Source organism: Vibrio scophthalmi LMG 19158, assembly GCF_000222585.1.
Lineage (GTDB): Bacteria > Pseudomonadota > Gammaproteobacteria > Enterobacterales > Vibrionaceae > Vibrio > Vibrio scophthalmi.
Genome location: NZ_AFWE01000182.1, coordinates 41,085 through 67,351 on the forward strand (window position 1 = coordinate 41,085; position 26,267 = coordinate 67,351).

A 26,267-nucleotide genomic window follows, 5' to 3' on the forward strand; every position below is an offset into this window, starting at 1 on the left:
ATGAGTACACATCAATTTCAACCTGACCTTCCACCACCCTCAAACACAGTGGGTGCGATTGGCTGGTTACGACGTAACTTATTCAACAGCCCTATCAACTCCATTGTCACCATCATTCTTGGCTATTTTGCCTTTGTCGGCATTTGGTCTGCGGTGCAATGGGCGTTGATTGATGCCGACTGGTTAGGGTCCAGCCGTGACGACTGCTCACGTGTTGGCGCATGTTGGGTCTTCATCAGCGTTCGCTGGGATCAGTTCATGTTTGGCTTTTACCCACAAGCTGAGCTCTGGCGACCACAACTGTTCTACGCGACTTTAGCGATCTTTACCGCACTGCTCGCCTACGAAAGAACACCAAAACGCACCTGGATTTGGTTGTTTTTTGTTAACGTTTACCCGTTCCTTGCCGCTGGCTTGCTTTATGGCGGCGTATTTGGGCTAGAGGTCGTCGATACGCACAAATGGGGCGGCTTGCTCGTCACCCTCATCATTGCCTTGGTGGGTATTGTGGTATCGCTTCCTATTGGTGTTGCACTCGCCTTAGGTCGCCGTTCGGAAATGCCGATCATTCGCAGTATATGTACGGTATATATCGAGGTTTGGCGTGGTGTACCCCTCATCACAGTACTTTTCATGGCTTCGGTAATGTTACCGCTGTTTCTCGCAGAAGGCTCTGAGACGGATAAATTAATCCGTGCACTGATTGGTGTGGTGTTATTTAGTTCTGCCTATATGGCCGAAGTGGTGCGTGGCGGCTTGCAGGCGATTCCCAAAGGACAGTATGAAGCTGCCGATGCTCTTGGGCTGTCTTATTGGAAGAAGATGGGGCTGATTATTCTGCCTCAAGCACTGAAAATCACTATCCCATCGATTGTGAATACATTTATTGGTCTATTTAAAGACACCAGCTTGGTGTTAATAATCGGTATGTTCGACGTACTAGGAATCGGCCAAGCCGCAAACACCGACCCCGAGTGGTTGGGTTTTGCTACCGAAAGTTATGTTTTTGTCGCGTTAGTGTTCTGGGTATTTTGTTTTGGCATGTCTCGTTACTCGATATGGCTTGAAAACAAACTGCACACCGGCCACAAACGATAGCGAATAAGGAAGTAATATGACGCAACAACAAGATTACATGATCGAAATTGACGACATGAACAAATGGTACGGTGAATTCCACGTTCTGAAAAATATCAATTTAACGGTCAAGAAAGGTGAAAAAATCGTAATCTGTGGCCCCTCAGGCTCAGGTAAGTCGACCATGATTCGCTGCATCAATCGCCTTGAAGAGCACCAGCGCGGCCATATTTACGTTTCAGGGACGGAACTAACCGAAGACTTGAAAAACATCGAAGCGGTACGCCGTGAAGTTGGCATGTGTTTTCAGCATTTTAACTTGTTCCCCCACCTTACGGTCTTAGAAAACTGCACCTTGGCCCCTATCTGGGTAAAAAAAATGCCGAAAGAAGAAGCGGAAAGAGTCGCGATGCAATACTTAGAGCGGGTGAAGATCCCAGATCAAGCCGACAAGTATCCCGGTCAACTTTCAGGTGGGCAACAACAACGCGTGGCGATTGCTCGTTCTTTATGTATGAACCCACAAGTAATGTTATTTGATGAACCGACTTCAGCGCTTGATCCTGAGATGGTACGTGAAGTACTAGACGTTATGGTTGAGCTGGCCGATGAGGGGATGACTATGCTTTGTGTTACACACGAAATGGGCTTTGCTAAAGAGGTCGCCGATCGAGTGATCTTCATGGATGCAGGGGAAATTATCGAAGAGAACAACCCTATCGATTTCTTCGAAAACCCGCAGTCCGATCGAACGCAGAACTTCTTAGCGCAGATACTCCATCATTAAACTGTTACGAAACCATCGTTATCACGACCAATAAGACTAACCAGACTCTAAGGGCTCCCCTTAGAGTCTTTATTTTTCCGAGTATTGATACTCACCTGCTTGTGTTGGCATTTGCTATAAAGATGCCCTAGTTCATATAAATCGTGTGCTACAATCTTGTTTTCTCGCTATTGGACGAGAGGTTAGTTAAATTGTGTTACAACTTGAATCGTACATAAACGCCTAAATTTTATTATTATTTTAATTGCAGCTCACTTGAGGCTTGATCTTTTCGGCCAACACCCTCATAAATGTAGCTATAAGCATAAAACCCATATCGAGGAAGATTATGAACAGCCCTATGTTTACCCGATCAACAAGTGCAACCAATACACTTGAGATCAATAAAACACTCAAGAACACCTACTTCTTGCTATCAATGACATTAGTAACAAGTGCTGTTGCTGCGATGGCAACCATGGCAATGGGCATTTCGCCAATCATGGCAATTGTGATGCAAGTTGCTGCGATCGGGATTCTATTTTTTGTTCTGCCTAAGAGCATCAACTCTTCAATGGGCATCGTTTGGACATTCGTCTTCACCACACTAATGGGTGGTGCTCTAGGTCCAATGTTGTCTTACTACGCATCAATTGCCAATGGTCCATCGATCATCGCACAGGCACTTGGTTTAACGGGTATGGTATTCCTAGGCCTATCGGCATACACCATCACCAGTAAGAAAGACTTCTCTTTCATGCGTAACTTCCTAATGGCTGGTCTTATCATTGTCATAGTGGCGGCAATCATCAACATTTTCGTTGGTTCAACCATGGGTCAACTGGCTATCAGCAGCATGTCTGCTCTTGTGTTCTCTGGTTTTATCTTGTTTGACACAAGCCGTATCGTTCGCGGTGAAGAGACAAACTACGTGAGTGCAACAATCTCAATGTACCTAAACATTCTGAACTTGTTCACCAGCCTACTAAGCATCCTAGGCATCATGAACGACGACTAATTAGTCACCGTTGTTTAAAAAAAGCCCGATGGTGTATTGCCATCGGGCTTTTTTATTGAGCAAACTCTTCTGCTGAGCTACCCTATTTCTGACCTAATCGACTGGATTTCTAAAATGTTCGAATATAACGGCATACAAATTGAAACAGATGCTCAAGGCTACCTATTGGATCACAACCAATGGGAAGAAGGAATGATAGAGATCTTAGCAGAACAAGAAGGCATAACGCTGACTGCCGAGCATCTTGAAGTTGTACACTTTGTACGAGGTTTCTACCTTGAATTTAATACCTCTCCTGCGGTAAGAATGCTGGTTAAAGCGATGGCTAAGGCACATGGAGAAGAGAAAGGTAACAGTAAGTACCTATTTAAACTCTTTAAAGAAGGCCCGGCAAAGCAAGCGACAAAACTAGCTGGCTTGCCTAAACCGGCAAAATGTTTGTAATAGCGGCTCTCTAGTCATACGAACACTCCTGTAGCTTGACTAATCGTGCAAGTCGGCTACAGGGTTACAAATCCGTTATACGGTTTATATTCTAATTCTTCTTTGACTAACGAATCGACACGTGCACTTCTCGGCCCTTGTTGAAGATATTTTTCCATCATTGTAATTTGTTGTTCACTGCCACAAACCACTACTTCAACATCACCGTCATTCAGATTCTTTGCGTAGCCTGTTACCCCCAACTTTAAACCTTGATAGGCAGTGTGGTAGCGAAAACCCACACCCTGAACTCTGCCACACACCTTAAATTTCATACATTTAACTGTCATTTTTGTACCTCCTTTTATATCACAGTGATATAGTGCAATTACTCTACAAACTCTCCCCTTGCGTCTATCGAAGGAATTATAATTATGAAAGAAATACCGTTTCGTTGGATTGATAAATATCTCATTCATCTAAAGCTTCAAGAAAAATTTTACTTACTCTTTTTGCTGCCTATCGCGGCCCTGCTCATCTTAACTTTAGTTCTTGATAGCGCCTCTCAGTCAATGGTTGATAACCTTTATCACGATGAGCTCACTTTGATTGGAAACATCATTGAAACAGGCCAATTAACAAAAGAGCAAGTGGCTAACCTGATCGCGGGCTCTAACAACATTGCATTTGGCTACGGTGAAGGTTCAATTGCTGTGAACGGCGGCGAATTCAACCTGATCGCAACTCATGAGCAGAATGTATGGTCCGCTCTTTCATCAATGCAAATTGGCATTATCATCGCCACGCTTTCAATTATGGCTCTATCGGTTTACTACATCATGACCTTTATCGGTGGTGCGATGTTTACCATGAACAAAGCCCTAAATACGCTGGCAGATGGTGAACTCACAAATCGCATGAACTTTTTTAAAGTCCGTGACGAATTTAGCGAAATTGCCATCACCATCGATAAAGTCGCTGAACGCGAACAAAATATGGTGCTTTCCATTCAAGAGTCCATTGCACTTATGCAGCAAATCAGCTCTGAATTAAACCAAGCGACGCAAGAAAGCTCTCAGGTTTCCACTAATCAACAAGAGCACCTAGACTCCTTGGCGAGCGCGACAGAAGAAATGGCTTCCACTATTCGTGAAGTGGCCAGCTTAGCTCATAATTCTAGTGCGAATACTAGTGAAGCCCAAAGCGTTGCTCAGCAAGGCCAAGTCAAGGTTGCGAACACTCTGACTTCTATCTCTAGTTTATCATCCGAGATTCAATCGGCCTCTGAAGCTGTTGCGGAACTGGATGCAAATGCAGCTCAAATCGATGAAGTGGTCACGGCTATCAATGGCATTTCAGAACAGACTAACTTACTGGCACTTAACGCTGCCATCGAGGCTGCGCGTGCTGGTGAACAAGGTCGCGGTTTTGCGGTGGTCGCTGATGAAGTGCGCGCCCTAGCAGGCCGAACACAACAAGCAACAGTTGAGATCCAATCAATGATTGAAGCTCTGCAACGTAATAGCCAATCACTGACTCGTTTGATGGAAACTACCGTGATGAGCGCGAACCAAGGTCAACAACTAATGGCTGAAGTCAACGTCGAAATCGGTGAATTAGCGGATAAAAACCAAACAATCTCCGATAGCTCAACACAAATTGCAACCGCTGCCGAACAACAAGGTGTCGTGGCTGATAATATTGCTGCCAGTGTGGATGAAATTAGACATCAATCTAGTACGGTGAGTGGGATGATCAACGCATCTAAAGCGCATATTGAACAACTGCGCAGCCAAAGCACCACCATGGAAGAGATGCTTAGGGGCATAAAAGCCTAACCTAACGCAAACCCACCCAATAAGAGCCGCTTCAAGCGGCTCTTTTATTTGCTTTTCACTGACGCTTCCCCGACAATACTCCCCCTTTGTGAACAACCAATTGAGTGAACCCATGACCCCAGCAATTTACCTCGTTAAAGGCCGCGACAAATCTCTTCGTCGCATGCACCCGTGGGTGTTTTCCCGTGGCATTAACAAAGTAGAAGGTTCACCTGAACTTGGTGAAACGGTAGATGTATTTGCCGACAACGGCCAATGGCTAGCTAAAGCGGCATATTCACCAAATTCTCAAATTCGTGCTCGTGTATGGAGCTTTGAGAATACCCCTATTGATAAAGCGTTTTTTGTTAAACGTATTCGTGACGCTCAACTGCTTCGCGAAGACATCATCGAACGTGATGGTTTAACGGGTTACCGTTTAATCGCCGCTGAATCTGACGGCCTACCGGGCATTACCATCGACCGCTACCAAGACTATTTGGTTTGCCAGCTATTAAGCGCTGGCGCGGAATACAATAAAGCGACACTGGTTGAAGCTCTCCTCGAAGTTTTTCCAGACATCAATATTTATGAGCGCTCAGATGTGGCCGTTCGTAAGAAAGAAGGTTTAGCAGAGACGACAGGTGTACTTCACGGCCAAGAGCCTCCTAAGTCCGTTGTTATTGAAGAAAATGGCGTCAAGATCAGTGTTGATATCGTTGGTGGTCATAAAACAGGTTTCTACCTAGACCAACGAGATAGCCGCCAACAAGCGATGAAATATGTAAAGAATAAGGACGTATTAAACTGCTTTTCTTATACTGGCGGCTTTGGCTTATACGCCCTAAAAGGCGGAGCAAAACGTGTTATCAATGCTGACGTTTCACAACCAGCACTTGACACTGCGAAGTTTAATGCCGAGCTAAACGAGTTTGATATCTCTAAGAAGCGCGCTGTTTTTCTAAACGCTGATGTATTCAAACTACTACGCGAATACCGTGATCAAGGTACTAAGTTTGACGTTGTTATCATGGACCCGCCGAAATTTGCAGAGAGCAAAGCGCAACTAAATGGCGCTTGTCGTGGTTACAAAGATATCAATATGCTTGCCATGCAGATCCTAAATCCAGGTGGCACATTGTTGACTTATTCGTGCTCAGGTTTGATGGACCAAGGTCTATTTCAGAAAATTATCGCCGATGCTGCGCTTGATGCAGGACGCCAAGTTAAGTTTGTTGAGCGTTTTGAACAAGCCGCGGACCACCCTACTGACACTGCGTACCCAGAAGGTTTCTACCTAAAAGGTTTCGCCTGTAAAGTGCTGTAGTCGAACGTTGTTGAACGCAATATAACGATCATAATCATGATACAAAAAAGGGCCTAACGGCCCTTTTTTATTGCGGATTAACCTGTCCAAAAGAGTATTGAACGAGGTTAGTCTGGCAGGTTAATAAACAAATTGTCGAGAATAGGTGCGATGGCGTCACCGGTTTGTGGGCCTTTGTTGTACCCGCCAAACTCTGAACCGACCCCTTCAAGGGTAATGGAAATATCAACGTCGTCGCCGTTGTTAATGACGATCTCTACATCTTGACGAGAAACTTTTTCGATTGAAATGTTCTCCAGCAAATCTTGCATTGAATCCACATCACCCAGCAGTTCTGAAATATCAAGCTTATCAGTACCCACTTCAAAATCTTTGATGAGATCCTGGTCATTGCGAGACTCAGCTCCTTGATCTACCCATTTAAAGATATCCGCATCCAGTCCACCAGTTAGGATATCATTGCCAGTACCGCCGATCAGAATATCTTCACCAATACCACCATCAAGCGTATCGTTTCCTGAACCACCACGTAGGCCATCGACTCCCTCGCCACCTAGTAGAGTGTCATTACCTGAACCACCAAATATCGCATCTGCGCCATTTTGGCCATGAACGAAATCATCACCGCCACCAGCATGCGCAACATCGATATAGGCGTTGCTCACCGTTGAAGTATTCAGAGCACTATCTTCACCCCAAGCCGCGGCTAACAATTGATCATCATCAGAGCCAGACATGAAGTTACCAATCTTAGTTTGTGCATCCAATTGATTTGCTTGCGAATGGGCATTTTCATCTAAACGTGCGTGACTATCACCGAGTTTAATGTAGTCATTACCTGCGCCCATAAAGACATCATCACCGGCATCACCGACATCTATCATCAATCCATTCTGTTGATCATACTCACCGAGTTGATAAATTTGAGATTGACCGATTTCAGCCGCAGACCCTGACCATAGGTATTTGCCGTGACCTTGCATATAGTGCACGGTATCAACGCGATCACCGTCTGAAACCACGTCAATAATAGCAGTATCGCCATCATTAAGGATGTCGCCCAGCGCCGTTTCGTTCTCAATAGTTAGGCGGAAGCTCTCTGTTGGCTCATATTCAATATCGTCAACTGTCGGTAAATAGACTTCAAACTGGGGCACACCTGCGGGAACAACAAGCTGACCAAACTCATTCACTGTCACGCCATGAGAAAATGTGACTTTAGTTAAGTCAACATCATAAATACTTGCGCCATTTTCAGGGGTAAATGAATAGTTGAATATGGCTTCTTCGAGAGTGACTTTATCTAACTCGACCATGTAGACCAATGATTCACCCTCATTGACTGCAGAGCCCACGATTCCGGTCACTTCTGCTGGCTCAGGTAACGGATTAACAATCACATTGACCTTCGCCGAAGCCACACCACCATTGCCATCATCAATTTGATAAGTGAACTGTGTCTTACCGACAAAGCTATCGTCTAAATCAAATTCAACCATATCACCGACAATAGTCGCAACGCCGTGCTGCTCACCGTTGACGTAAGTAATCGTCAATGTATCACCATCGAAGTCGTAGTCATTAGCAAGTAATTCGCTTAGCGGAATTTTGAGAACATCCCCTTGATTGACTGCATAAGCACCTTCCGATGAAACTTCTATACCGGCTAAAAAGAAATCTGAAGAGTCGTTGGTCGTATCACCCTGGACACCATTTGTGTACTCTGTTGCTTGAAATACAACTTCATCAAACGCTTTACCATCGGTGTCGATCTCAAACAGTGTTTTTCCACCTTTGTATGAGCCTTCAAATGAACCACTTGCAACGGGTTTACCATCTAAGTAGGCAATCCAAACGCCAAATTCGTGGTTGTTCTGACCTTCACCTTCATTTTCATACAAATTCGTCGTCGCAAATTTACCGCTCGTCGCTGGTTTATCAAATTTGACGCTTAGCTTTTCTGATTCACCTTCAACGCGATCATACTGCACTTGACCAGATGGCCCCGCCCATGGAGCGCCTTCCGTCACGCCAACGCGATCTTCATCATCAATCTTAATTTCGACTTGCTCACCTTTGTACGATCCAGAAAGTGTGACTTCATCCCAACCCGCACCATTGATGCTTGAATCAAGCGTCATATCACCTTGAACTAAGGTATAACTGACTGGGTCATTGACTGCGATAGGTGGCTGATTCACACTTTGTTGCATCGCGTTATTGTTGCTGGCTGTTTTTACCAAGGTGTTGAGTTGGTCATTGTTTTGATCTGATTGACTAATCACTTTGCCGTCCTTTGATTACCTAGTGCACGTATATCCGCTATCGTTCTTAATCCATGACAAGTCGATGTTAGCAATTTGTGCTTATTCGAATGATATGGAAGCTTTGAATTATTACGTTCGTCGGCTTACATAGCTTATTAACCACACTATTATTAACCAATTTAACATCTCGTATTTAAGACAATTTGAAATAATTCCTAACCATATTTCGCAGAAGATCACTCACACTTTTCTAATACCTGTAATTCACATTCATCCATAAAAAAAGGGCCGTAAGGCCCTTTAGTGCTTAATTTAGGTTTAATCGGGTAGATTAACGAATAATGAATCCACTAACACTTTCAAATTATCGCCAGTGATAGGACCTGAATCGATAGAGTCAAATTGATTGTTACTATTTTCAAGCGAGATCTTAATCGCACTGCCATCACCATCAGAAAGCGTAATATCAAGATTACTACCCTTTTCAATCACGATATTATCCAACATATCTTGCATAGAAGGTTCATTGCCAAGTAATTCGGTCACATCTAACTTGTCAGTGCCCAACTCAAAATCAGTAACAGTATCGATATTTGTTGTTGATGATGATTCAAAATCAAGCCATTTAAAAATATCTGCTTCATCGCCACCGGTTAAAATATCCGCACCTAATCCGCCAATTAAAGTATCTTCGCCAAGGCCGCCCTGTAAAGTGTCATCACCAGCGCGCGCAACCAGCAAATCATCACCTGCTTTACCTTCTAGTTGATCATCACTCGCTTCTCCGACAATAATATCATTGCCATCTGTCGCGCTCTTTGTTGAACTTAACGTCTCTGCAGCAACAATGGTGGCATCACTTCCTGCAGGCAATTTATCCACATCGACATAGATATCGAAATCTTTTATTCCTTCAGGGATCTCCAAAATAAAACTTGAGCTGTCTTGCGAGATCACTTTGACGCCATTAGTAAACAAAAGGTCATTTGCAGCATCAATTTGGCCATTGATGAAAGAGAAATCCAATTGATACAAACTCGGCTCTAAAGTCACTTTGTCGAAGGCAACTTCAAGCTGTGAGTATTCATCCCCGTTAACCGCAATAGCAGTTAGATCTTCGGATATAACCTCCGCTGCATGTGGTGCCCCTTTAAGACTTACCGGAATCTCAGCAACCGTGCTACCGCCATGTTCATCAACGATTTCGACCGAAATTACGGTATCACCCTTATACGCACTACGAGAATAAAACTCGATATTACCATCGACAATCTTTACCCCGCCCGCCGCATAAGGAACGGAAATGTCACCAATGCTAAGCTTGTCCCCTTCAAGATCATGTGCATTATTAAGCAACAACTCGGCTGGGATAGTGAGTGTGGTACCACGAATAATAGTAAAGCCATCCTTAGCTTCAACTTCAATGCCCGCCAAAAAGTAATCTGACGAATCCTGCTTATCTTCTGCGCTTTCGGTTTGGACACCTTCGCTGTATTCGGTCGCAGAGAACACAACTTCATCAAACGCATAACCATTCGTCTCTATCTGGAATTCACCTTTATTTCCTCGACCTAAATCAGCACCATCAAAGGAACCACTAGCAACGGCAACACCATCTAAATACGCAATCCAGCTACCTGCTTCATGGTTGTCATTCCCTTCACCTTCATTGGCAAATAAACGAGAAATGGTAAAGCTGCCTGAGGTAGCTGGCGCATCAAGTTTAACGCTTAATTTTTCGGATGTGCCGCTTTCACGGTCATATTGAATTTGACCCGTAGGACCATTGTGCGGAGCGCCATTATCAATCCCCACTTGGCCATTATTACTATCAACACTCACATTCGCGGTTTGAGTTCCAAACTGCGCACTCAGAGTGACGTCCTGCCATTGCAGTTCATTATCTTCTGGCGCATCTTTTCCGTTATCTGCGGTGCGCATGTCACCTTGGCTCAATTGGTAAGCAAATGGGTCTGAATCAAAGCTTGGGGCGCTATTGTCAATAATCGTTCCGCTTCCTGACGATTCAACTAAAGCGCCATCACTGTTAGTCGAACCAACGGTCAATGTTAACTGCTCAGGATCTTCTTGCTGACCATCAACGATAGTTGGGACGTAAACATCAAACTCTTTAACGCCCTCAGGAACAACAAATTGAAATTCGCCTGGATTAGCGCCTTCCACCAGTGTCACACCGTTAGTAAAGGTTAAACTTGAGTAATCCACATCACTACCATCTGCACTTCCAGAAAACAATGCATCAAAGGTTGTTGGGCCAAATGTTGGTTTATCCAATACGACGGTATAAATCAACGACTCACCTTCATTGACTTGATTGGTGTCCTGCTCTACGCCATCAGAGTCACGTAAGAACACGCCGCTGACGAGTGAATCTTCAGGTTTAGGATTAACAATGACATTAATGATTGCTTCATCAAAACCGCCATTACCATCGGTAATTTGATACTCTAACTGAGTAGAACCAAACGTAGCGCCGTTTGGTTGAAATACAATTTCATCACCTTCAATACGAGCTTCTCCTCTTGTCCCGTCCGCATTGACAAAAGTAATGGTAAGCGTATCGCCATCGAGATCACTATCATTAGCGAGGATATCTGCAATCGGTATTCTTAACTCTTCGCCTTGGTTGGTGGCATAAGTATCTTTTGAACTCACTTCAATACCGGCAATATAAAAGTCTGAAGAGTCGTTTTGGGTATCATCAACGAGACCATTGCCATATTCATTGGCTTGAAATACCACTTCATCAAAGGCATAACCATCAGTGTCTATATCAACGAACGTTTTTCCGCCATTATTGGCCGCTTCTATCACCCCACTGGCGACAGCAACACCATTTAGATAAGCTACCCAAGTACCGGTTTCATGATTCGCCTTACCTTCGCCTTCATTCGTATATAAGTTAGTAACAGCAAAACGCCCTTCTGTGGCAGGTTGAGCAAACTTGATACTCAGTCTTTCTGATTGACCTGACTCTCTGTCGTATTGCAGTTGCCCAGTTGGCCCTGCCCAAGATGCACCATCTGTCACTCCAATTCTGTCATCATCCAGAATATTAATCGTCGCTCCAATGCCATTGAAGCTTCCTGATAACGTCACATCACCCCATCCACTACTCGCGCCCGTTGCTGGTGACATATCCCCTTGAGTAAGGCTAAAACCAACAGGATCATCAACTGCTGTAGGTGGGTTTTGTGGAACGGTTGGAATCGTAGGAGTAATCTCAGGTAATGAATCCGCAGGAGAATTAAGCAACTGAATCAAACCTTGGCTTTGAGTACGCGAAAGTAATAGAGGGCTGGCACCCTCAGTTTGAAATATTGTCTCAGCAAGTACTTCACTTCCATCACGGCCTACCGTTCCTGACAAGCCAAGGCTTGAGCCTTGTGGACCGCCGGCAGCAGGCGCAAGCTCAGGGTCAGACAAGGTCGGGTCTTCTCCCTGCTCAATAGCAGATATTATCCCCGCTATATCTTGAGATACATCATTTAGTTGACCATTATCGTCAACTTGCTGCGCGTTAATATGATCTGCTTGTTCCATACTCGGAAAATCGAGCACTAATTCCCCAGGTAGTGGCTGTTCTCCGTTATTAAGTATTCTAATGTCACCATTAATATCGATTACCAGAACCTGACCACTGGCCAAATTAGCCAATGACAAAAAGCCACCAATGCCCATAAATTTTGCCTCAACTGAAATATACGTTACTTTCGTCACAAAATTTGTTGCTTAAGCAAGCAAATCCTATTCATACTTCTCGGCAAATTAACACCCAAATTACAAATAAAAAAGATTTTAACTAACAAATTACTCCTAATTACCATCATTGAGACTATCACAAATAAAATACCAGTATTTTTTGATGATACCGTTGTCAGTAAGGATGGATAATGATGCGTCTGGTATCACTTATAAAAGTTACGTTCAAAAAAGCATCAATTTAATTTTCTCAAATGTAATAATCTCATCCAGTGTTGTAATTTTGTTAGTTATTTAAATAGCACTCTGCTCTCCTCAATGTTAATTTAGTTGATAACAAACGGGTTATTCTCAAATTTAAGACCCACTTTTGAGTAGTATCCTTCACCAAGGAGCATTTCTAGGAGAATAATGGTGAAAATAAGACAACTCAGCACGCTCAGTTTACTTGTCGCTGCTAGCTTGAATGTTCACGGCCAAACATTAGAACAAGCCGTTTCACTCACTCTAAATAACAATCCAGAGATAAAGGCGGCCTACAACGAGTACCAAAGTAAATTTTATGACGCCGAAGCTTCTGGTGGTGCGTACCTACCTAAAATCGACTTAGACGCAGGTATTGGTTATGAAAGTGTCGATCTAGCATCTGGCCCTGACGATGAGCTCACTCGTAAAGAAGCGACCTTAAGCTTAACGCAGCTACTGTGGGACGGTAACGCGACGTTAAACGACATGGACAGAACCGCGGCTGATGCTGAATCGGTACGCTTTCAGTTACTTGCTGATGCATCTGACATGGCGCTTGATGTGTCTAAAACCTATCTCGACGCAACCAAAGCCTACGATGTGCTAAAGCTTTCAGAGGCTAACTTAGCGGTCCACAAGAAAATTCATACTGACATCAAAAAACGAGTTGAATCAGGCATCGGATCAACCGCCGACCTTTCACAAGTCGAGGCTCGTATCGCAAAAGCCCATGGCAATTTGATTGCGGCACAAAACAACATGTTTGATACACACACGCAATTCAAACGTATTGTTGGGCAAGCACCACTAGGCCTTGTATTCCCGCATGCTGATGAAGCTTCGCTACCTTATACATTGGGAGAAGCACTCGACCTTGCTAAAGATCACCACCCAGTAATTCAAGTGGCCCTTGTTGATGTTGATTCAGCCAGATTTCAATACGACCAAAGTAAAGGGGTTAATTACCCAACACTCTCAGTAGAAGCGTCGCAAATTTGGCGTGATGATGCTGGTGGTATTGTCGGAGAAAGTGACGAGTTTTCTGCCATGCTAAGGTTGCGTTACAACCTTTTCAATGGTGGTTCTGATGCTGACCGTACTGAAAGTGCGGCATACCAACTGAATAAAGCGAAAGATCTGCGTGATAGAACTTACCGCTCAGTAGAAGAAGGACTTCGTTTGTCCTGGAGCGCTCTTGATCTTACCGTACAGCAAAAAGAGTTTTTAGCTGACCACGTAGATTCTGCATCAGAAACAGTGATTGCCTACGAAAAACAATACAAACTCGGTAAGCGAACCCTGTTAGATGTTCTCAATACTGAAAACGAATTGTTTGAAGCGCGTAAAGGCTACCTAGATGCAAAATATCAAGAGCAGTTTGCGAAATATCGAGTATTAAACGCGACCGGTCGATTACTCGAGTCACTACGCGTCGATACACCAACAGCATGGAATCAAGCAGCAGAGTACTAATATGATGAAAAATATACTTACTTTATCAATCATTAGCTTAAGCCTGACAGCTTGTGTCAATCGAGACAGTCAATACGATTACATAGCAACACCAGTGCCAACCCAAGTTGCTGATCTTCAAGATGATGACAACGATGGCGTCATTAACGCGCGAGATCTGTGTACCGAGACACCATTAAGTTCAAAGATCGATAACGATGGCTGTGGTTTGGTCGTCACTTCAAGTGAGCAGTTTGGCTTACATATCTTGTTTGCTAATGATTCAAGCTACATCCAACCGTTGTTTAACAACCAAATTCGTCAAATGGCAGAGTTTCTTAAGCAATATCCCGAAACGTCTATCGAGATACAGGGCTATGCGAGCAAGGTGGGCAATGCAGAGTATAATCTTGCCTTGTCAAAACAGCGTGCTATCGCCGTTGATGAAAGAATTGAGTCCTACGGCATACCGGCAGATCGTGTAACAATTGTCGGTTATGGTGAAACTCATCTTGAAGACTCTGGTGACGATGAGATTAGTCACGCACGCAACCGCAAAGTGATTGCAAACGTGATAGGTTACAAGGGAGATGTCGTTAAAGAATGGACTATTTTCACCCGGTTACCCAAATAACAACCAATTATTAAATTTAGGGAGCAATTGCTCCCTTTTTTATTGGTATCCACGCAATGCGGTGCTAACCTTACGGCAATTCTATCTATGAGAGTATAACTATGAGCAAATTAACGGCTGATATCGAAGCAAACTTGGCACTTTTTGTTGAAGAGACAAAGTCAACTCAACTTGTTTGGGGCTTGCGTAACGAAGAAGGTTGGTTATCTTGTGACTCGACTGAGTTTGAAGAAAGTGAAGTGATGCCATTTTGGTCAACGAAGGAAGATGCGCAAACGCATAACGTTGAAGAATGGGCAGATTTTGAAGTTCTCGAAATCCCACTCGACATCTTTGTTGAGGATTGGTTGCTGACTCTTGCAGAAGATGGGGTTCTTGTAGGTACTAACTGGAACGCGACATTAGAGGGTAAAGAGCTTGAGCCTAGCGACCTTGCTAAGCTATATCTATAAATATGCTCTTTAGAAAAAACGCCAACGCTGGCGTTTTTTTGCTTTTTATTGCAGGATTATCCCCACAAGCAACATTCTAATGAGACCTCCATCCCATTTACCATCACCACTAATACTATCAATAACCAATACGTTGTTCCTTAATTGACGCTCACCTATTATAGTCTGTTAAATCAATAACTAATGATTCACTGAGATTCATGAGCCGAATTCTGGTTAACCTCGCTTGCTCTTTCGCTTTGTTTGCTACCTTTCCATCAAATAGCCAAGATTTACATTCTCAATGGGAAGAGACGTACGCGAACGCATTAAAAAGTGACAAGTCGCGTGCATTATCACTACTGCAAGATCGTTACAATGCATTAGAGCCAAGCATTGAAAAGTTATACATCAGCAGTAAACTACACGGTTTCATGATCCTGAACGGTCAGCCTTACCATAGTAAAAAAACCTTATTTGATGCTGAGTTCACCGCACATGAAAAAAACTTCATTGACGCATTAAATGATGAAGAACAACTCGACTTTGCGTCCGCAAATCAACGCTATCGATCATTATTGAAATATGCAGAGAAAAAGGACTCACTCAATGGAAAGATTATTTTTGAATACCACCTTTGCCGAGCATTAAATCGTCAGGCGCAATATCAACAAGCTAATGTTTACTGCTCGTCGTTAAACACCCATATTGAAGATACATCAAGCTCTTTATTGCCCAAACACATGGCTCACCGCGTCATCGCAAACAATCAAGAGTTTCTCGGTAACTATCAAGCAGCCCTCGATACTTATCAAAAATTGTTGGCTTATATCCCGGACTACGTTGACTCATCCGGAATTTATAATGATGCAGGGTTATTACTATCGACTCTGGGCCATTTTGAAAAAGCGAAGCAATATATCAATATCGCGTTAACCATGCGCGATAAGCAAATGTCGCCATTAAAACTGGCACAATCGCATCACAGCATGGGAAAGGTTACCCTCAAACAGGGAGACTATCGAACCGCAATCGACCACTTTACGCAGTCGAAACAAATCGTTGAACAGTATAACCACCTCATTGGGCTCACTTTTGCACAACTCGGTTTAGGTCAGTCATACATTGGTTTAGGCCAGTTCGAGCAAGGCACCCGTTATCTACTCAGCGCACTAGATAGCGCAACCAAACAGGATAATCCTCAAATTCGTGGTGATATCTACCTAACCCTCGCGTTAGCTCATAAACAACAAGATAAACTTCTCGCAGCAAGAGAATTTGCGCTCCAGGCACTTGATCTCGCTGAGTCGGTGAGTAGTGAGCGACTCAATACCAAATCACTCAAGCTACTCGCAGAACTCTCTGAGTTACAAGGTAACTTCAGCCTTGCTCTCTCCTATTATCGCTCATACGCCCGTTCTGAACTGAGCAAGCGCGATAAAGAACATCGCTCAGCATTTATAGCTCTTGATACCGCGAGACGAAATTTTGACAACGAAAGCAGAGTCTCTGAACTGACGATTGATAATGCAGCTTTGCGTGCACAATTATCCAGTTTAGAAGAGAAAAATCATTTGGCGTTATTTGGAATCGTATTACTAGCATTGAGTTTCATCGGCTATATCTACTACCGCCGTTATGAAACTGCACGATGTGAAAAAGATAACTTAACCGAGGCTTTAACTCGATCTGCTGCCATAAGACAAATTAAACAGCAAAAAGTCGCCAGCAACAGTACTTTGAAACACGTGTTGGTTATTATCGATCTAGATGATTTTAAGAGTTTTAACGATCAATACGGCTATTCATGCGGTGATCGTGCTTTACAGCACGTCAGTACTAAGATTAAAAGTCAATTGCAGAACTCAGATATCGTTGGCCGTCTTGGCGGAGAAGAATTCATTGTTCTATTGACCGAAGTCGATGAACTGGATGTAAATGAGAGAATTGAACGCCTTCATCAAGCCATTGCCGAAGCTGGCTTTAAATCAGACACTGGCGAGTCGCTTTCTATATCAACGAGCTTCTGTTATTTAGCCACCTCGAAAGCGCTGAGTGATTTTGACGAGCTATATGCGATTCTCGACCACACGCTTTACAAATCAAAAACTGAGGGTAAGAATCGCATTATCGATGCATATCAGTAGTCAAAAATCAGCTATCAGTAGCTTGCTTCTGCACTAATTGCTGCATAATGGTCTGTTTATCTTCTAAATACTGATTGAGGCCCACTTTGCGAAGTTCGCAAGCTGGGCAATCACCACAACCACTACCTATAATCCCGTTATAACATGTGAGTGTTTTTTCTTGAATCAAGCATAACGCGTCATATTGATCGGCCAAGGCCCATGTTTCAGCTTTATTGAGCCACATCAGTGGTGTTTTAATAGTGAATTGACGATCCATACCTTTAACTAATGCACTGTTCATCGCCTTTACAAACTCATCACGGCAATCAGGATAGCCTGAAAAATCTGTTTCACACACACCTGTAATAACGCTCTGAGCGCCAATTTGATACGCATAAATACCCGCCAAAGTTAAGAAAAGAATGTTGCGCCCTGGCACAAATGAGTTTGGCAAGCCGTTTTCTTGCAGTTCGTGAGACACGGGAATGTCATCTCGAGTTAACGAGCTAATGGCGAGTTCATTTAATAAACCGACATCCATCACTTTATGTGCTGCAACACCAAGTTCAATGGCCAGCTGTTGTGCTACCTCAATTTCTAACTTATGACGCTGACCATAATCAAAGGTAATCGCGTGAACCTCATCATACTCTTTCAATGCTTGCACAAGGCAGGTTGTGGAATCTTGACCACCACTAAAAACAACCACTGCTTTTTTCATTGAGTTTTCCTTATTAAGCAATTTCAAGGTATTTGTGCGTTTGGATTGAAAGACGCCAGTTCCGAGCAATACAGGTATCAATGCATAATTGCGTAGCTCTGTTCTTTTGGCTTATCGGTTGTAAAGCAATCACGGTTGAAGGCTTGATGGCAACCCCTGCAAGTAAATCATCTAACTGCTGGATATCTTTTTGTGTTCCAACTGGATGCTTGATCTCGTTAGCGCGGATTAATGAACCTTCAAGTACTTCAAGACGCCCTTTCATTGCGACCTTCGGTGACACTGTCACCCACGTCTGTTCACTAACCCGAATATCCGCAGTACCACTAGTCTCAACTTGACAAACACAACCAATGCTTTCGAACGCCTCGGTTAAAGGTCGTAAATCATAGATACAAGGCTCACCACCAGTGATCACGATATGTTTAGCACCGTATTTTTGTTGATATAACGCGACGATCTCAGTGCTCGAAACACGACACCATGTTGATGAATCCCCTTGTTTAGCGAGTATATCAACTAACTTCACTTCATCTTCAGGGTCCGCACTCCACGTCTGCTGGGTATCACACCAAGCACAACCGACCGCACACTCTTGCAGACGGATAAAAACCGAAGGCGTTCCGGTGAATGCCCCTTCACCTTGAATCGTTTCAAACATCTCATTTAATTTGTACAAACTGCACGTCACCTATGCTACACATAATTATCTTGGGTCGTGACGATATAGCACTCATTCGCCTAGGTCAAATGACCCAATCGCATGTTCCTACTTTTGAATCGCTTAGATTATCTATCAATAAATAACCAATGTCGTAACTATAAATATAACCATTACTCAATAACATACAGTACGAAATACGACACCTGTCATAATATTTGCCGACCAATTAAAATATATAATTGATATGATTATAAAATTTTGTCCATTAAGTTTTTTTTCCTACAAGATTCATTTTTTTAAAAGAGTTATCATATGCATGCTCACGCTCATTTTATTAAAGGACAAAAAATGCTGCGCAATTTAACCGTAAAACAAAAAATCACCCTACCACTCATCGGTATCATTGCTCTTTTTACCGCTAGTTCGGTTTTCAATGTCACCATTTCTCACCAACAAAGCAAACTGACTGATGATTTAAACCGAGTCATAATGCCGACATTGTTTACCATTGAAGATGCTTACCGTGATTTGTATCAAGCAACGTCCGCAATTCAAGGTATTGCACTGGCGGAAAACAACCAAGAGGCCATCGATTTTAACCGTTTCGAATATGAGGATAACGCGTACAAAGCCATTCCACGCATGGAGAAAATTCACCAAGTTGTCGATGAAGGCATATTGCCCCTCTCCTCAGCAAAAGAGATTGATAAATTGGTGGAATTAGGCAACCAATGGCTAAGCAGCTATGAGGCTCTTCTTGCCAACCCTCAATCAGATTGGATTCCTATTTACCAGAAAAACAAACAACTATATGAAGAGCAGTTTGTTGCTGCACGTAAACAACTAAACGTGGTAAAAGACCAAGTTGATGCAAAAAAAGTTGAAATTCAAAACGACGTCAACATAGCAGCCGAGAAAGGTGAGTTGTGGTTACAACTTGGCACGCTTGTCGTGATTCTACTCGCAATTGCAACCTGCCTTGTTCTGATTCGTGCCATTGTTCGTCCAATCGAAGATATTCAACTCGCGATGCGTGAAATTGCCTCTGGCGAAGGTGACCTTAACCAGACCATCGAATCAAAATCTAATGATGAGATTGGCCAATTAGCAAAAAGCTTTAACCAGTTTGTATCGAAAATTCGTGCGACAATTCAGCAGGTTGTTACGACAAACTCTTCGGTTAGAACGGAACTAAGCGGCCTAGTTGCCATTTCTCAAACTATCGCCTCACAAACCACCCAGCAACAACAAGAGAGTGAGCTCGTTTCAACCGCTGTGAGCGAAATGCAAGCGACCAGCGGTGTCGTGAGTGACAATGCCAATGAAGCGGCTAACGCGAGTCAAAATGCCAACCTTGAAGTGCAATCGACCAATCAAACTCTGGATAAAACCGTCAGCTCTATCCGTGATCTCGCCGCTGATATTGAAAAAGCAAGCGGTGTTATTCACGATCTCGATGCGGATGTTGGCAACATCGCTTCTGTATTAGATGTCATTCGCGGCATTGCAGAGCAAACCAACCTATTGGCACTGAACGCCGCTATCGAAGCTGCGCGCGCTGGTGAGCAAGGTCGCGGCTTTGCTGTTGTCGCCGATGAGGTTCGCTCTCTTGCAAGTCGTACGCAACAGAGTACGGGTGAAATTCACAACATGATTGAAAAGTTGCAGCAAGGTGCGCAACAAGCGGTTAGTGTAATGGAATCAAGCCGCCATAGTAGCGAAAGTACTATCGAATCAGCGGGTCAAGCCAGTCAATCACTACAAGCTATCCTGACAGCGATTTCAAGCATGAGCGATATGAACACACACATCGCAGCAGCAGCGGTTCAGCAGAGCGAAGTGAGCGAACAGGTAACGGAAAACATCGTTCGTATTGCGACCAACAGTTCAGAAGTTGTCGACATAGTTGGCCAAGCAGAACATAAAATCGACAGTTTGAATCAACAATGTGAACAGCTAGACCAACTGGTTGCCCAGTTTAAATGCTAACGATTCACGAGGATTCCGATCCTGCCACTAAATAGCCAAAGGCCTAGCATCGCTAGGCCTTTGTTTTATTCATCATCAGATAACTTGCGGATATAAGCAGTAATAGCGGCCAATGCAGCCCATCAACAAGCAGTGCGTATAGATTGCTACTATCTACGTGTTTATGAAGCCCTGCTAATGCCAATGAACAAACAACCAGTAACAGTATTAAAACCATCATTGAACGCATACTCACTCGCTCAGGCAAACGCACGCACATCATGATCAATAATATCACCGTGGTCATTAGTGCCAATGTGAGTAACATCGGGGTTTGCCACCACAACAGCAAAATACCACTTGCTGTCATCGCCAGAAGCCAGACACCTTTTTGTTGGAATAACTGTTCACTCTCAACACCAATTTGTCGGTCTAGACGCGTCATATGCCAAGCGCACAGCCAACCAAGCAATAACCCAGCCAAGCAATCAAGGACAAAGGCACTTCCACTGTAAACCAAGGCGATGGATAGCCAACCTAACAAAGCGATACACACCATTGAGCCTTTGTTAAATCCCCATAGACGGGCACGCTTTAGAAGCATCGTAATCACGACAGCCCACAGGGCAATAGCAAGATTTGGCAAACCAAAGCCAACTTGCGTACCTTTCTCCAATAATGGCAGATAGACATATGGCCTTGGTTGAGCAAAACCAAGTTGACCGACTTGAACCAATAAGGTGGTGATGATCAAGGTAAAGAGTAACTTGAGCGTAAAATTACGCTCAAAATAGCCATAGCAAATAGGCAATAATAGCAGTAGCCACCAGCTTGACGTAAACACTAACCCCGTAAGCAGAAAGCTATCGACAAAACTCGAGGCTCGGCTATCTAAATGAGCGACCCACGATTGCAACGAGGCAATCCATTGCAACTCTACCTGATTGTATCTCGGTGCGGCCTCAAAGAGATTACTCACATAATTGACTGACTGAGGCGCTGTTTTCGCAAACAAGTCTTGTACCAACGGCCATTGCTGTGGATAACGATAATCGGCAACATTCAGTTGCCTTGGATCAATTAGACGTGCCGATGAGACTTCAATACCATAATGAGGTGCAAACCAGTTGGGTAATACTCGCCCTTCCCGTTTATCTTGCTGTTGAAAGGCGATAATCTCTGAATCCGACACACAGTGATAAAATATCGCCTTTTGATTTCGCGCCAGTTCTTCACCGACCGTCACGACTAACCCTGTCTCTTCCCACGCCTCTCTTTGAGCGGCGACTTGGGGTAATTCATCCGCACCAATCGTACCGGCCGGTAACGACACTTTACCCGTAAGGATTTCATCAACAACCACGATTTGATTGTCGGCATTGATAATACAAACAGCGCCTTTAGGCTGCGCGAAAACCTGTGCACTACAAAAAACAGAAAAGATCACACCAGCCATTAAGCTGAATATTCTTACGTATGCTTTATTCATCATTGAATCGACTTTCTTAGCCAGTGGATATGGTGCGCGAAACCAGATTTAAAGTAAAACTGACAAGCACTGGAATTGAAGTCCCAAACTTCAACGAACACTTCCTTCACGCCATATTCAAACAACCTTTTCTCCAAGGTCGAATAGAGCTGCTGAGCAATGTTTTGCTTACGAAATTCGGGCAATACATACAATTCGTCAATACTGCCCATTTGCACTGGCTTACTCACCGTCGAAATCAATTCACAAAAATGACCAGTGATAAAACCAACCACTTTACTTTCCACGGTTGCAACAAACACTAAACAGTCTGGATTATCCAAATAGCGCGCGATGCTCTTCTCTTGCTCAATTTCTTCTGCTGTTTTAAAACTGTCTGGTGCTTGGATATGATGCTCATGATGAAGCTGATACATCAATTCATTCAGCGCATATAGATCGCTTTCGCGAGCTGGTGTTATCGTGATCACTGATAGACTAATTAATGGGTTATAAGTAACCTCAGTTTGCTCGGAAGCGGCTAGACAATCAATGAAAACTGCCAATATTCACATCAAATTTTACAATCAAGCCTCCCCATAAACCTAAACGGCCACCTGCCTCAATAATTTTCTGTGATGACTTCTATTTGAACCGATGAAAAAAGGAGCGTTAATCGCTCCTTTCTCACCTTCTATTAACTATTTAGCCGTAATAACATCAGGCAAAATCTGGTCTCTTTATGTACTTGGCAACGTCAACATAATCAATTTGTTTTGCTGGTAAAAACTGCTCTGCATACTGCTGAAATCCACCACTGGTTAAGAATAGTAAGAACAAATCTTCATCAATGTGTTTGTCCAAGGCCATCTTATGCATAATGTCTATCGCAACACTAAATGGCTTGGCTTTTTTGTATGGTCGGTCTGCCGCTGTAAGTGCTTCAAAAATATCGGCTATAACTAAAATTCGCTCTGGGATCGACAAATCAGCGGCGCGGAGTTTCCTTGGATAACCTCTGCCATCCATCGTCTCGTGATGCGTTGAAGCAAAGCGCGGCACATTCGATAGTTCAGGAGGGAATGGCAACGCTTCCAGCATTTTAATACCGCTAATCATATGCTCGTTGATTTTGAAACGGTCTTCCGGAGTTAAAGTGCCGCGTGAAATGGTCAAATTATACACTTCACCATAATTATATTGATGCTCAGGAACCTCCATCTGAATGCCGTGTTTTTCTTCAAACTCAATTTGGCGTACACGATGAATAATATGTTCGGGTTTATCTGCCAATAAATTTTCTTTTACTGGCAACGAGCCTTGCGGCGGTACTTTACTCAGCTCTTCGAATGGCGACAAACCAAGGCGATTATCAAAATGACGTAACCACGTTTGTTGGGCGATGCTTTTCACCCTTTCTATCTTGTCTTCACTCATAAACTCGCCGCCAACATTGGCTTTGGCAACAAATTCAAAGTCCTGTTTAAGTTCAGATTGACGGTTATGCAGCTTTTCAAACGCACTGGCTTTATCAATGCTCTCATCTAACAATGAGCGTAGATATTCAATTTCCGCATCACGCCACAATACTTCAAAACGAGTACGAACTTCATGAATACGGTTATAGTTTGCTTCCAGCTTCGTGCCTTTATCAACCACATGTTCCGGTGTCGTGATTTTTCCACAGTCATGCAGCCACGCTGCAATTCTAAATTCTCGTCGCTCATCATCGTTATTAAAACGAAAATCTTTGTACTTCCCTGTATCCGTATCCTCGGCGATTTTTGCCAGCATCATGCCCAGCTCTGGAACGCGATTACAATGACCAGCCGTGTACGGTGATTTATCATCGATTGCTTGGGCGATAAGACAAATAAATGCATCAATAAACGCCTCACGCTCCTTTGCATGCCGTTCAATTTCACTTGCCATATCAACCATGGATAGCGAAAGTTCGTGAACCTCTTTGATGCGTGTGTCGACTAAACGTACTTGACTAAACTGCCTCTGTTTAATACGCAACGTTTCTCGTCTTAAATGGCTGATGGGTTGCACAATCGGCGAACCAAAAATCCAAGCGATCGGCAGCAGTATCAACATGGCACAAATGGTGATACTAATCGAAGTGACTAAACGCTCAACCACTTGCTTAGTAATCACATTGGTTGGCACAACAACGGCAAAATATTCTTGTTCGCCGCTATTGGACACGGGGGTAACATATAAAAATCTCTCCCCATTCTCTGCGGAAATCATCTGGTTATGTTGTGCTTGTTGAAGCGAAAGATTGAACAGTTCCGGATAAGGTAAGAAACCTGCTTTAGACACGCTGTCATCAAGCCATTTAAGCTCCAGCGCTCTCTTTTGCAAAGGCGTAAATTGCTTGATAGCCTGCTCAATCATTGGCAATAAATGCGCCTGCTCTTTTGAAGCATAAAGATGAAAAGGAATATGATTAAGGTCATTTAAATTGCCAACCGTGATCGCATCAGAATTGGCAGCGCCTTTCATTTCATTTAACGCAAAAGAGCTATCGACAACAAAATCAACTTTACCCTCTAGCAATAAGGCTTTTGCCTGCTCAAAACGCACTACTGGCGTAATATTCAAGCTAGGCTCAAGATTGTAAAGAACCTGCTCGATCCCGCGCCCCTCGATTACTGCTATTGCACCATGTTGTAACTCAGTCACAGTCGTGGGTAAGCGCCCCTCTTGTCGCATCGCCACACCAAGTGGGGCTGTATACATCTTGACGCTCTTTCCTGAGCCATTCAGTGGGTGTTTAGCGGTAAGAGAATGAATAATATCCAATTCACCTTGATTGAACTTGTTCGTTAAATCTTGGGTAGTGAAACCATTAACGAACTCAAATTGCAACCCCGTCATTTGTGACACAATTTTTAACTGATCGATCGAGTAACCTTTTGGTTCGCCTGCTTGAGCAAAGTCATAGGGTCCCCAATTGTTTTGATTTGACACTTTGAGCGGAGGCGCATATTGCACATTGCGGATTTGCTCATCCGTCAACTTCATTGGTACACCACTGGGAATACTCGTCGTCGCATTTTGCGTTAAATTCGAAGCGATAACTTCACCGTTGTGATTAAACAAAAACGCTTCAACCCCATCACCACCATATACCCCTTTTGCATCGGAACTGATTTTTGAGCTCAGCGATGACAATACAATATCGACACCGATCACCGACTTTTTACTGCGAATAGAATAGGTTTGACCGGTAATTTTGAGATGCTTAAACAAGTACGGATCCGTTTTATATACCGTGCTTTTCGTTGCAGAGTGATACCAAGGCCGCTGTGAGGGAAAGTAGTTACTATGTTGCGAAACAATTCGAGTTCGTTTTAACGAATCACTGTAATACTCAGTGGTACGAATTCGTTCAGCGCCTGAACCTTTGATCTTAATAATTACCCAGCGATCGTGGTCAACCGCATCAATTCTTTCTCGAACAATAGGTGACGATTCTAAGTTAATTATTTGATAAAAATCTTCCGTGTTGTTGCCATAATAGAGGCTATAGAACAGTGGATTATCTTTTAACACCTGAACGAAAATATCGCGGATTTCTTTCTCACTAAACTGCTTTTCCGCAGCAGTAGAAACCGTACGTAAAATTTGCGCGCTACTGGTCGCATTAACATCGATTTGTTGAATGTAATCACTGATCTCTGAGCTGGCCATGGTCAATTTAGACAGCACGTGCTCTTCGGTCATTTGCCGACTAAAGTAATATTGTAAACTAATAGCAAATATAGCGGTAAGTACAGTGGCAAAGAGAAACATACTACCGACAGTGAAGCGAATTGAAAATTTTCTAGCCTGTTTTGACGAACTCTTCATCGTGATCTTTGCCCTCCTTTGGCATCAATCAGGTAAGTCATTGTTATTATGCTTATTGTTTCTTTTTTATAATCCTAAGCCCGTGGCACACATCTAATCATCCTAGTTAGACTGCTCACCATTATTTAATACTAATCCACTATTCAACTTACTGCACAAAAGTTCAGCATTCCATTCGTTATAATTCTTGCATAAGTGCAACAAATACCTCACATTTATGCAAACCACCTTCTCCATACACATTGATGAGTGAATGTTTAGAGTATATACTCTAA

At 43.4% G+C, this 26,267-nt stretch carries 19 protein-coding genes; 11 read left to right on the forward strand and 8 right to left on the reverse strand.

Annotation, left to right across the window (positions count from 1 at the left end):
* The 4 genes from RH88_RS14850 to RH88_RS14865 all read left to right on the forward strand — a co-directional run bounded on the left by RH88_RS14850 (window position 1) and on the right by RH88_RS14865 (window position 3,305).
* Window positions 1-1,098: an amino acid ABC transporter permease gene (locus tag RH88_RS14850; protein WP_005597462.1), complete on the forward strand. Its 1,098-nt coding sequence runs from the start codon at window positions 1-3 to the stop codon at window positions 1,096-1,098.
* A gap of 16 nt (window positions 1,099-1,114) precedes the next feature.
* Window positions 1,115-1,864 (forward strand): amino acid ABC transporter ATP-binding protein, encoded by a 750-nt coding sequence (locus tag RH88_RS14855; RefSeq protein ID WP_005597464.1) that lies wholly within the window; start codon window positions 1,115-1,117, stop codon window positions 1,862-1,864.
* A 328-nt stretch (window positions 1,865-2,192) separates the two neighbouring features.
* Window positions 2,193-2,861, forward strand: coding sequence for a Bax inhibitor-1 family protein (locus tag RH88_RS14860; protein ID WP_005597465.1), 669 nt, complete (start codon window positions 2,193-2,195; stop codon window positions 2,859-2,861).
* 114 nt (window positions 2,862-2,975) lie between these two features.
* A complete protein-coding gene (locus RH88_RS14865) occupies window positions 2,976-3,305 on the forward strand; it encodes a TusE/DsrC/DsvC family sulfur relay protein (RefSeq protein WP_005597466.1) in 330 nt (109 codons plus the stop codon).
* 56 nt (window positions 3,306-3,361) lie between these two features.
* Here RH88_RS14865 and yccX read toward each other — a convergent pair whose 3' ends face one another.
* Entirely contained in the window at window positions 3,362-3,634 is a 273-nt protein-coding gene (yccX, locus tag RH88_RS14870; RefSeq protein ID WP_005597468.1) for an acylphosphatase, read from the reverse strand.
* Window positions 3,635-3,718: 84 nt separating this feature from the next.
* Here yccX and RH88_RS14875 point away from each other — a divergent pair, with 84 nt between their 5' ends.
* Window positions 3,719-5,122: a methyl-accepting chemotaxis protein gene (locus RH88_RS14875; protein ID WP_005597470.1), complete on the forward strand. Its 1,404-nt coding sequence runs from the start codon at window positions 3,719-3,721 to the stop codon at window positions 5,120-5,122.
* A 112-nt stretch (window positions 5,123-5,234) separates the two neighbouring features.
* Window positions 5,235-6,428: a class I SAM-dependent methyltransferase gene (locus tag RH88_RS14880; RefSeq protein ID WP_005597472.1), complete on the forward strand. Its 1,194-nt coding sequence runs from the start codon at window positions 5,235-5,237 to the stop codon at window positions 6,426-6,428.
* Between the two features lie 107 nt (window positions 6,429-6,535).
* On the opposite strand, the gene RH88_RS14885 is transcribed toward RH88_RS14880, so the two are convergent.
* The gene (locus tag RH88_RS14885) at window positions 6,536-8,713 is read right to left on the reverse strand and encodes an Ig-like domain-containing protein (RefSeq protein WP_005597474.1); all 2,178 of its coding nucleotides are present in this window, start codon (window positions 8,711-8,713) and stop codon (window positions 6,536-6,538) included.
* A gap of 300 nt (window positions 8,714-9,013) precedes the next feature.
* On the reverse strand, window positions 9,014-12,436 hold the full coding sequence (locus tag RH88_RS14890; RefSeq protein ID WP_241212198.1) for a cadherin-like domain-containing protein: 3,423 nt from the start codon (window positions 12,434-12,436) through the stop codon (window positions 9,014-9,016).
* Window positions 12,437-12,829: 393 nt separating this feature from the next.
* Here RH88_RS14890 and RH88_RS14895 point away from each other — a divergent pair, with 393 nt between their 5' ends.
* The 4 genes from RH88_RS14895 (at window position 12,830) to RH88_RS14910 (ending at window position 17,328) form a co-directional block, all read left to right on the forward strand.
* On the forward strand, window positions 12,830-14,137 hold the full coding sequence (locus RH88_RS14895) for a TolC family outer membrane protein (RefSeq protein WP_005597477.1): 1,308 nt from the start codon (window positions 12,830-12,832) through the stop codon (window positions 14,135-14,137).
* 1 nt (window position 14,138) lies between these two features.
* Window positions 14,139-14,750: an OmpA family protein gene (locus RH88_RS14900; protein ID WP_005597480.1), complete on the forward strand. Its 612-nt coding sequence runs from the start codon at window positions 14,139-14,141 to the stop codon at window positions 14,748-14,750.
* A 101-nt stretch (window positions 14,751-14,851) separates the two neighbouring features.
* Window positions 14,852-15,202, forward strand: coding sequence for a DUF2750 domain-containing protein (locus RH88_RS14905; protein ID WP_005597481.1), 351 nt, complete (start codon window positions 14,852-14,854; stop codon window positions 15,200-15,202).
* A gap of 200 nt (window positions 15,203-15,402) precedes the next feature.
* Window positions 15,403-17,328 (forward strand): diguanylate cyclase, encoded by a 1,926-nt coding sequence (locus RH88_RS14910; RefSeq protein WP_005597483.1) that lies wholly within the window; start codon window positions 15,403-15,405, stop codon window positions 17,326-17,328.
* Between the two features lie 7 nt (window positions 17,329-17,335).
* Here the strand turns inward: RH88_RS14910 and queC are convergent, their stop codons facing one another.
* Together queC and queE are read right to left on the reverse strand one after the other, a co-directional pair.
* Window positions 17,336-18,031 (reverse strand): 7-cyano-7-deazaguanine synthase QueC, encoded by a 696-nt coding sequence (queC, locus tag RH88_RS14915; RefSeq protein ID WP_005597485.1) that lies wholly within the window; start codon window positions 18,029-18,031, stop codon window positions 17,336-17,338.
* Window positions 18,032-18,044: 13 nt separating this feature from the next.
* Window positions 18,045-18,710, reverse strand: coding sequence for a 7-carboxy-7-deazaguanine synthase QueE (queE, locus tag RH88_RS14920; protein WP_005597486.1), 666 nt, complete (start codon window positions 18,708-18,710; stop codon window positions 18,045-18,047).
* 333 nt (window positions 18,711-19,043) lie between these two features.
* Here queE and RH88_RS14925 point away from each other — a divergent pair, with 333 nt between their 5' ends.
* Entirely contained in the window at window positions 19,044-20,684 is a 1,641-nt protein-coding gene (locus tag RH88_RS14925) for a methyl-accepting chemotaxis protein (protein ID WP_040757983.1), read from the forward strand.
* A gap of 52 nt (window positions 20,685-20,736) precedes the next feature.
* On the opposite strand, the gene RH88_RS14930 is transcribed toward RH88_RS14925, so the two are convergent.
* The 3 genes from RH88_RS14930 to RH88_RS14940 form a co-directional block, all read right to left on the reverse strand.
* Entirely contained in the window at window positions 20,737-22,155 is a 1,419-nt protein-coding gene (locus RH88_RS14930) for an NUDIX domain-containing protein (RefSeq protein WP_005597490.1), read from the reverse strand.
* A complete protein-coding gene (locus tag RH88_RS14935) occupies window positions 22,152-22,634 on the reverse strand; it encodes a GNAT family N-acetyltransferase (RefSeq protein WP_418381323.1) in 483 nt (160 codons plus the stop codon). Before RH88_RS14935 ends, RH88_RS14930 begins: the two co-directional genes overlap by 4 nt.
* A gap of 217 nt (window positions 22,635-22,851) precedes the next feature.
* Window positions 22,852-25,992, reverse strand: a complete 3,141-nt coding sequence (locus RH88_RS14940; RefSeq protein ID WP_005597495.1) for an HD domain-containing phosphohydrolase — start codon at window positions 25,990-25,992, stop codon at window positions 22,852-22,854.
* Window positions 25,993-26,267 lie beyond the last annotated feature (275 nt).

Coding starts and splice junctions, on each gene's coding strand:
- RH88_RS14850 (WP_005597462.1), top strand. CDS start 1: ATGAGTACACATCAATTTCAACCTGACCTTCCACCACCCTCAAACACA.
- RH88_RS14855 (WP_005597464.1), top strand. CDS start 1,115: ATGACGCAACAACAAGATTACATGATCGAAATTGACGACATGAACAAA.
- RH88_RS14860 (WP_005597465.1), top strand. CDS start 2,193: ATGAACAGCCCTATGTTTACCCGATCAACAAGTGCAACCAATACACTT.
- RH88_RS14865 (WP_005597466.1), top strand. CDS start 2,976: ATGTTCGAATATAACGGCATACAAATTGAAACAGATGCTCAAGGCTAC.
- yccX (WP_005597468.1), bottom strand. CDS start 3,634: ATGACAGTTAAATGTATGAAATTTAAGGTGTGTGGCAGAGTTCAGGGT.
- RH88_RS14875 (WP_005597470.1), top strand. CDS start 3,719: ATGAAAGAAATACCGTTTCGTTGGATTGATAAATATCTCATTCATCTA.
- RH88_RS14880 (WP_005597472.1), top strand. CDS start 5,235: ATGACCCCAGCAATTTACCTCGTTAAAGGCCGCGACAAATCTCTTCGT.
- RH88_RS14895 (WP_005597477.1), top strand. CDS start 12,830: ATGGTGAAAATAAGACAACTCAGCACGCTCAGTTTACTTGTCGCTGCT.
- RH88_RS14900 (WP_005597480.1), top strand. CDS start 14,139: ATGATGAAAAATATACTTACTTTATCAATCATTAGCTTAAGCCTGACA.
- RH88_RS14905 (WP_005597481.1), top strand. CDS start 14,852: ATGAGCAAATTAACGGCTGATATCGAAGCAAACTTGGCACTTTTTGTT.
- RH88_RS14910 (WP_005597483.1), top strand. CDS start 15,403: ATGAGCCGAATTCTGGTTAACCTCGCTTGCTCTTTCGCTTTGTTTGCT.
- queC (WP_005597485.1), bottom strand. CDS start 18,031: ATGAAAAAAGCAGTGGTTGTTTTTAGTGGTGGTCAAGATTCCACAACC.
- RH88_RS14925 (WP_040757983.1), top strand. CDS start 19,044: ATGCTGCGCAATTTAACCGTAAAACAAAAAATCACCCTACCACTCATC.
- RH88_RS14930 (WP_005597490.1), bottom strand. CDS start 22,155: ATGATGAATAAAGCATACGTAAGAATATTCAGCTTAATGGCTGGTGTG.
- RH88_RS14940 (WP_005597495.1), bottom strand. CDS start 25,992: ATGAAGAGTTCGTCAAAACAGGCTAGAAAATTTTCAATTCGCTTCACT.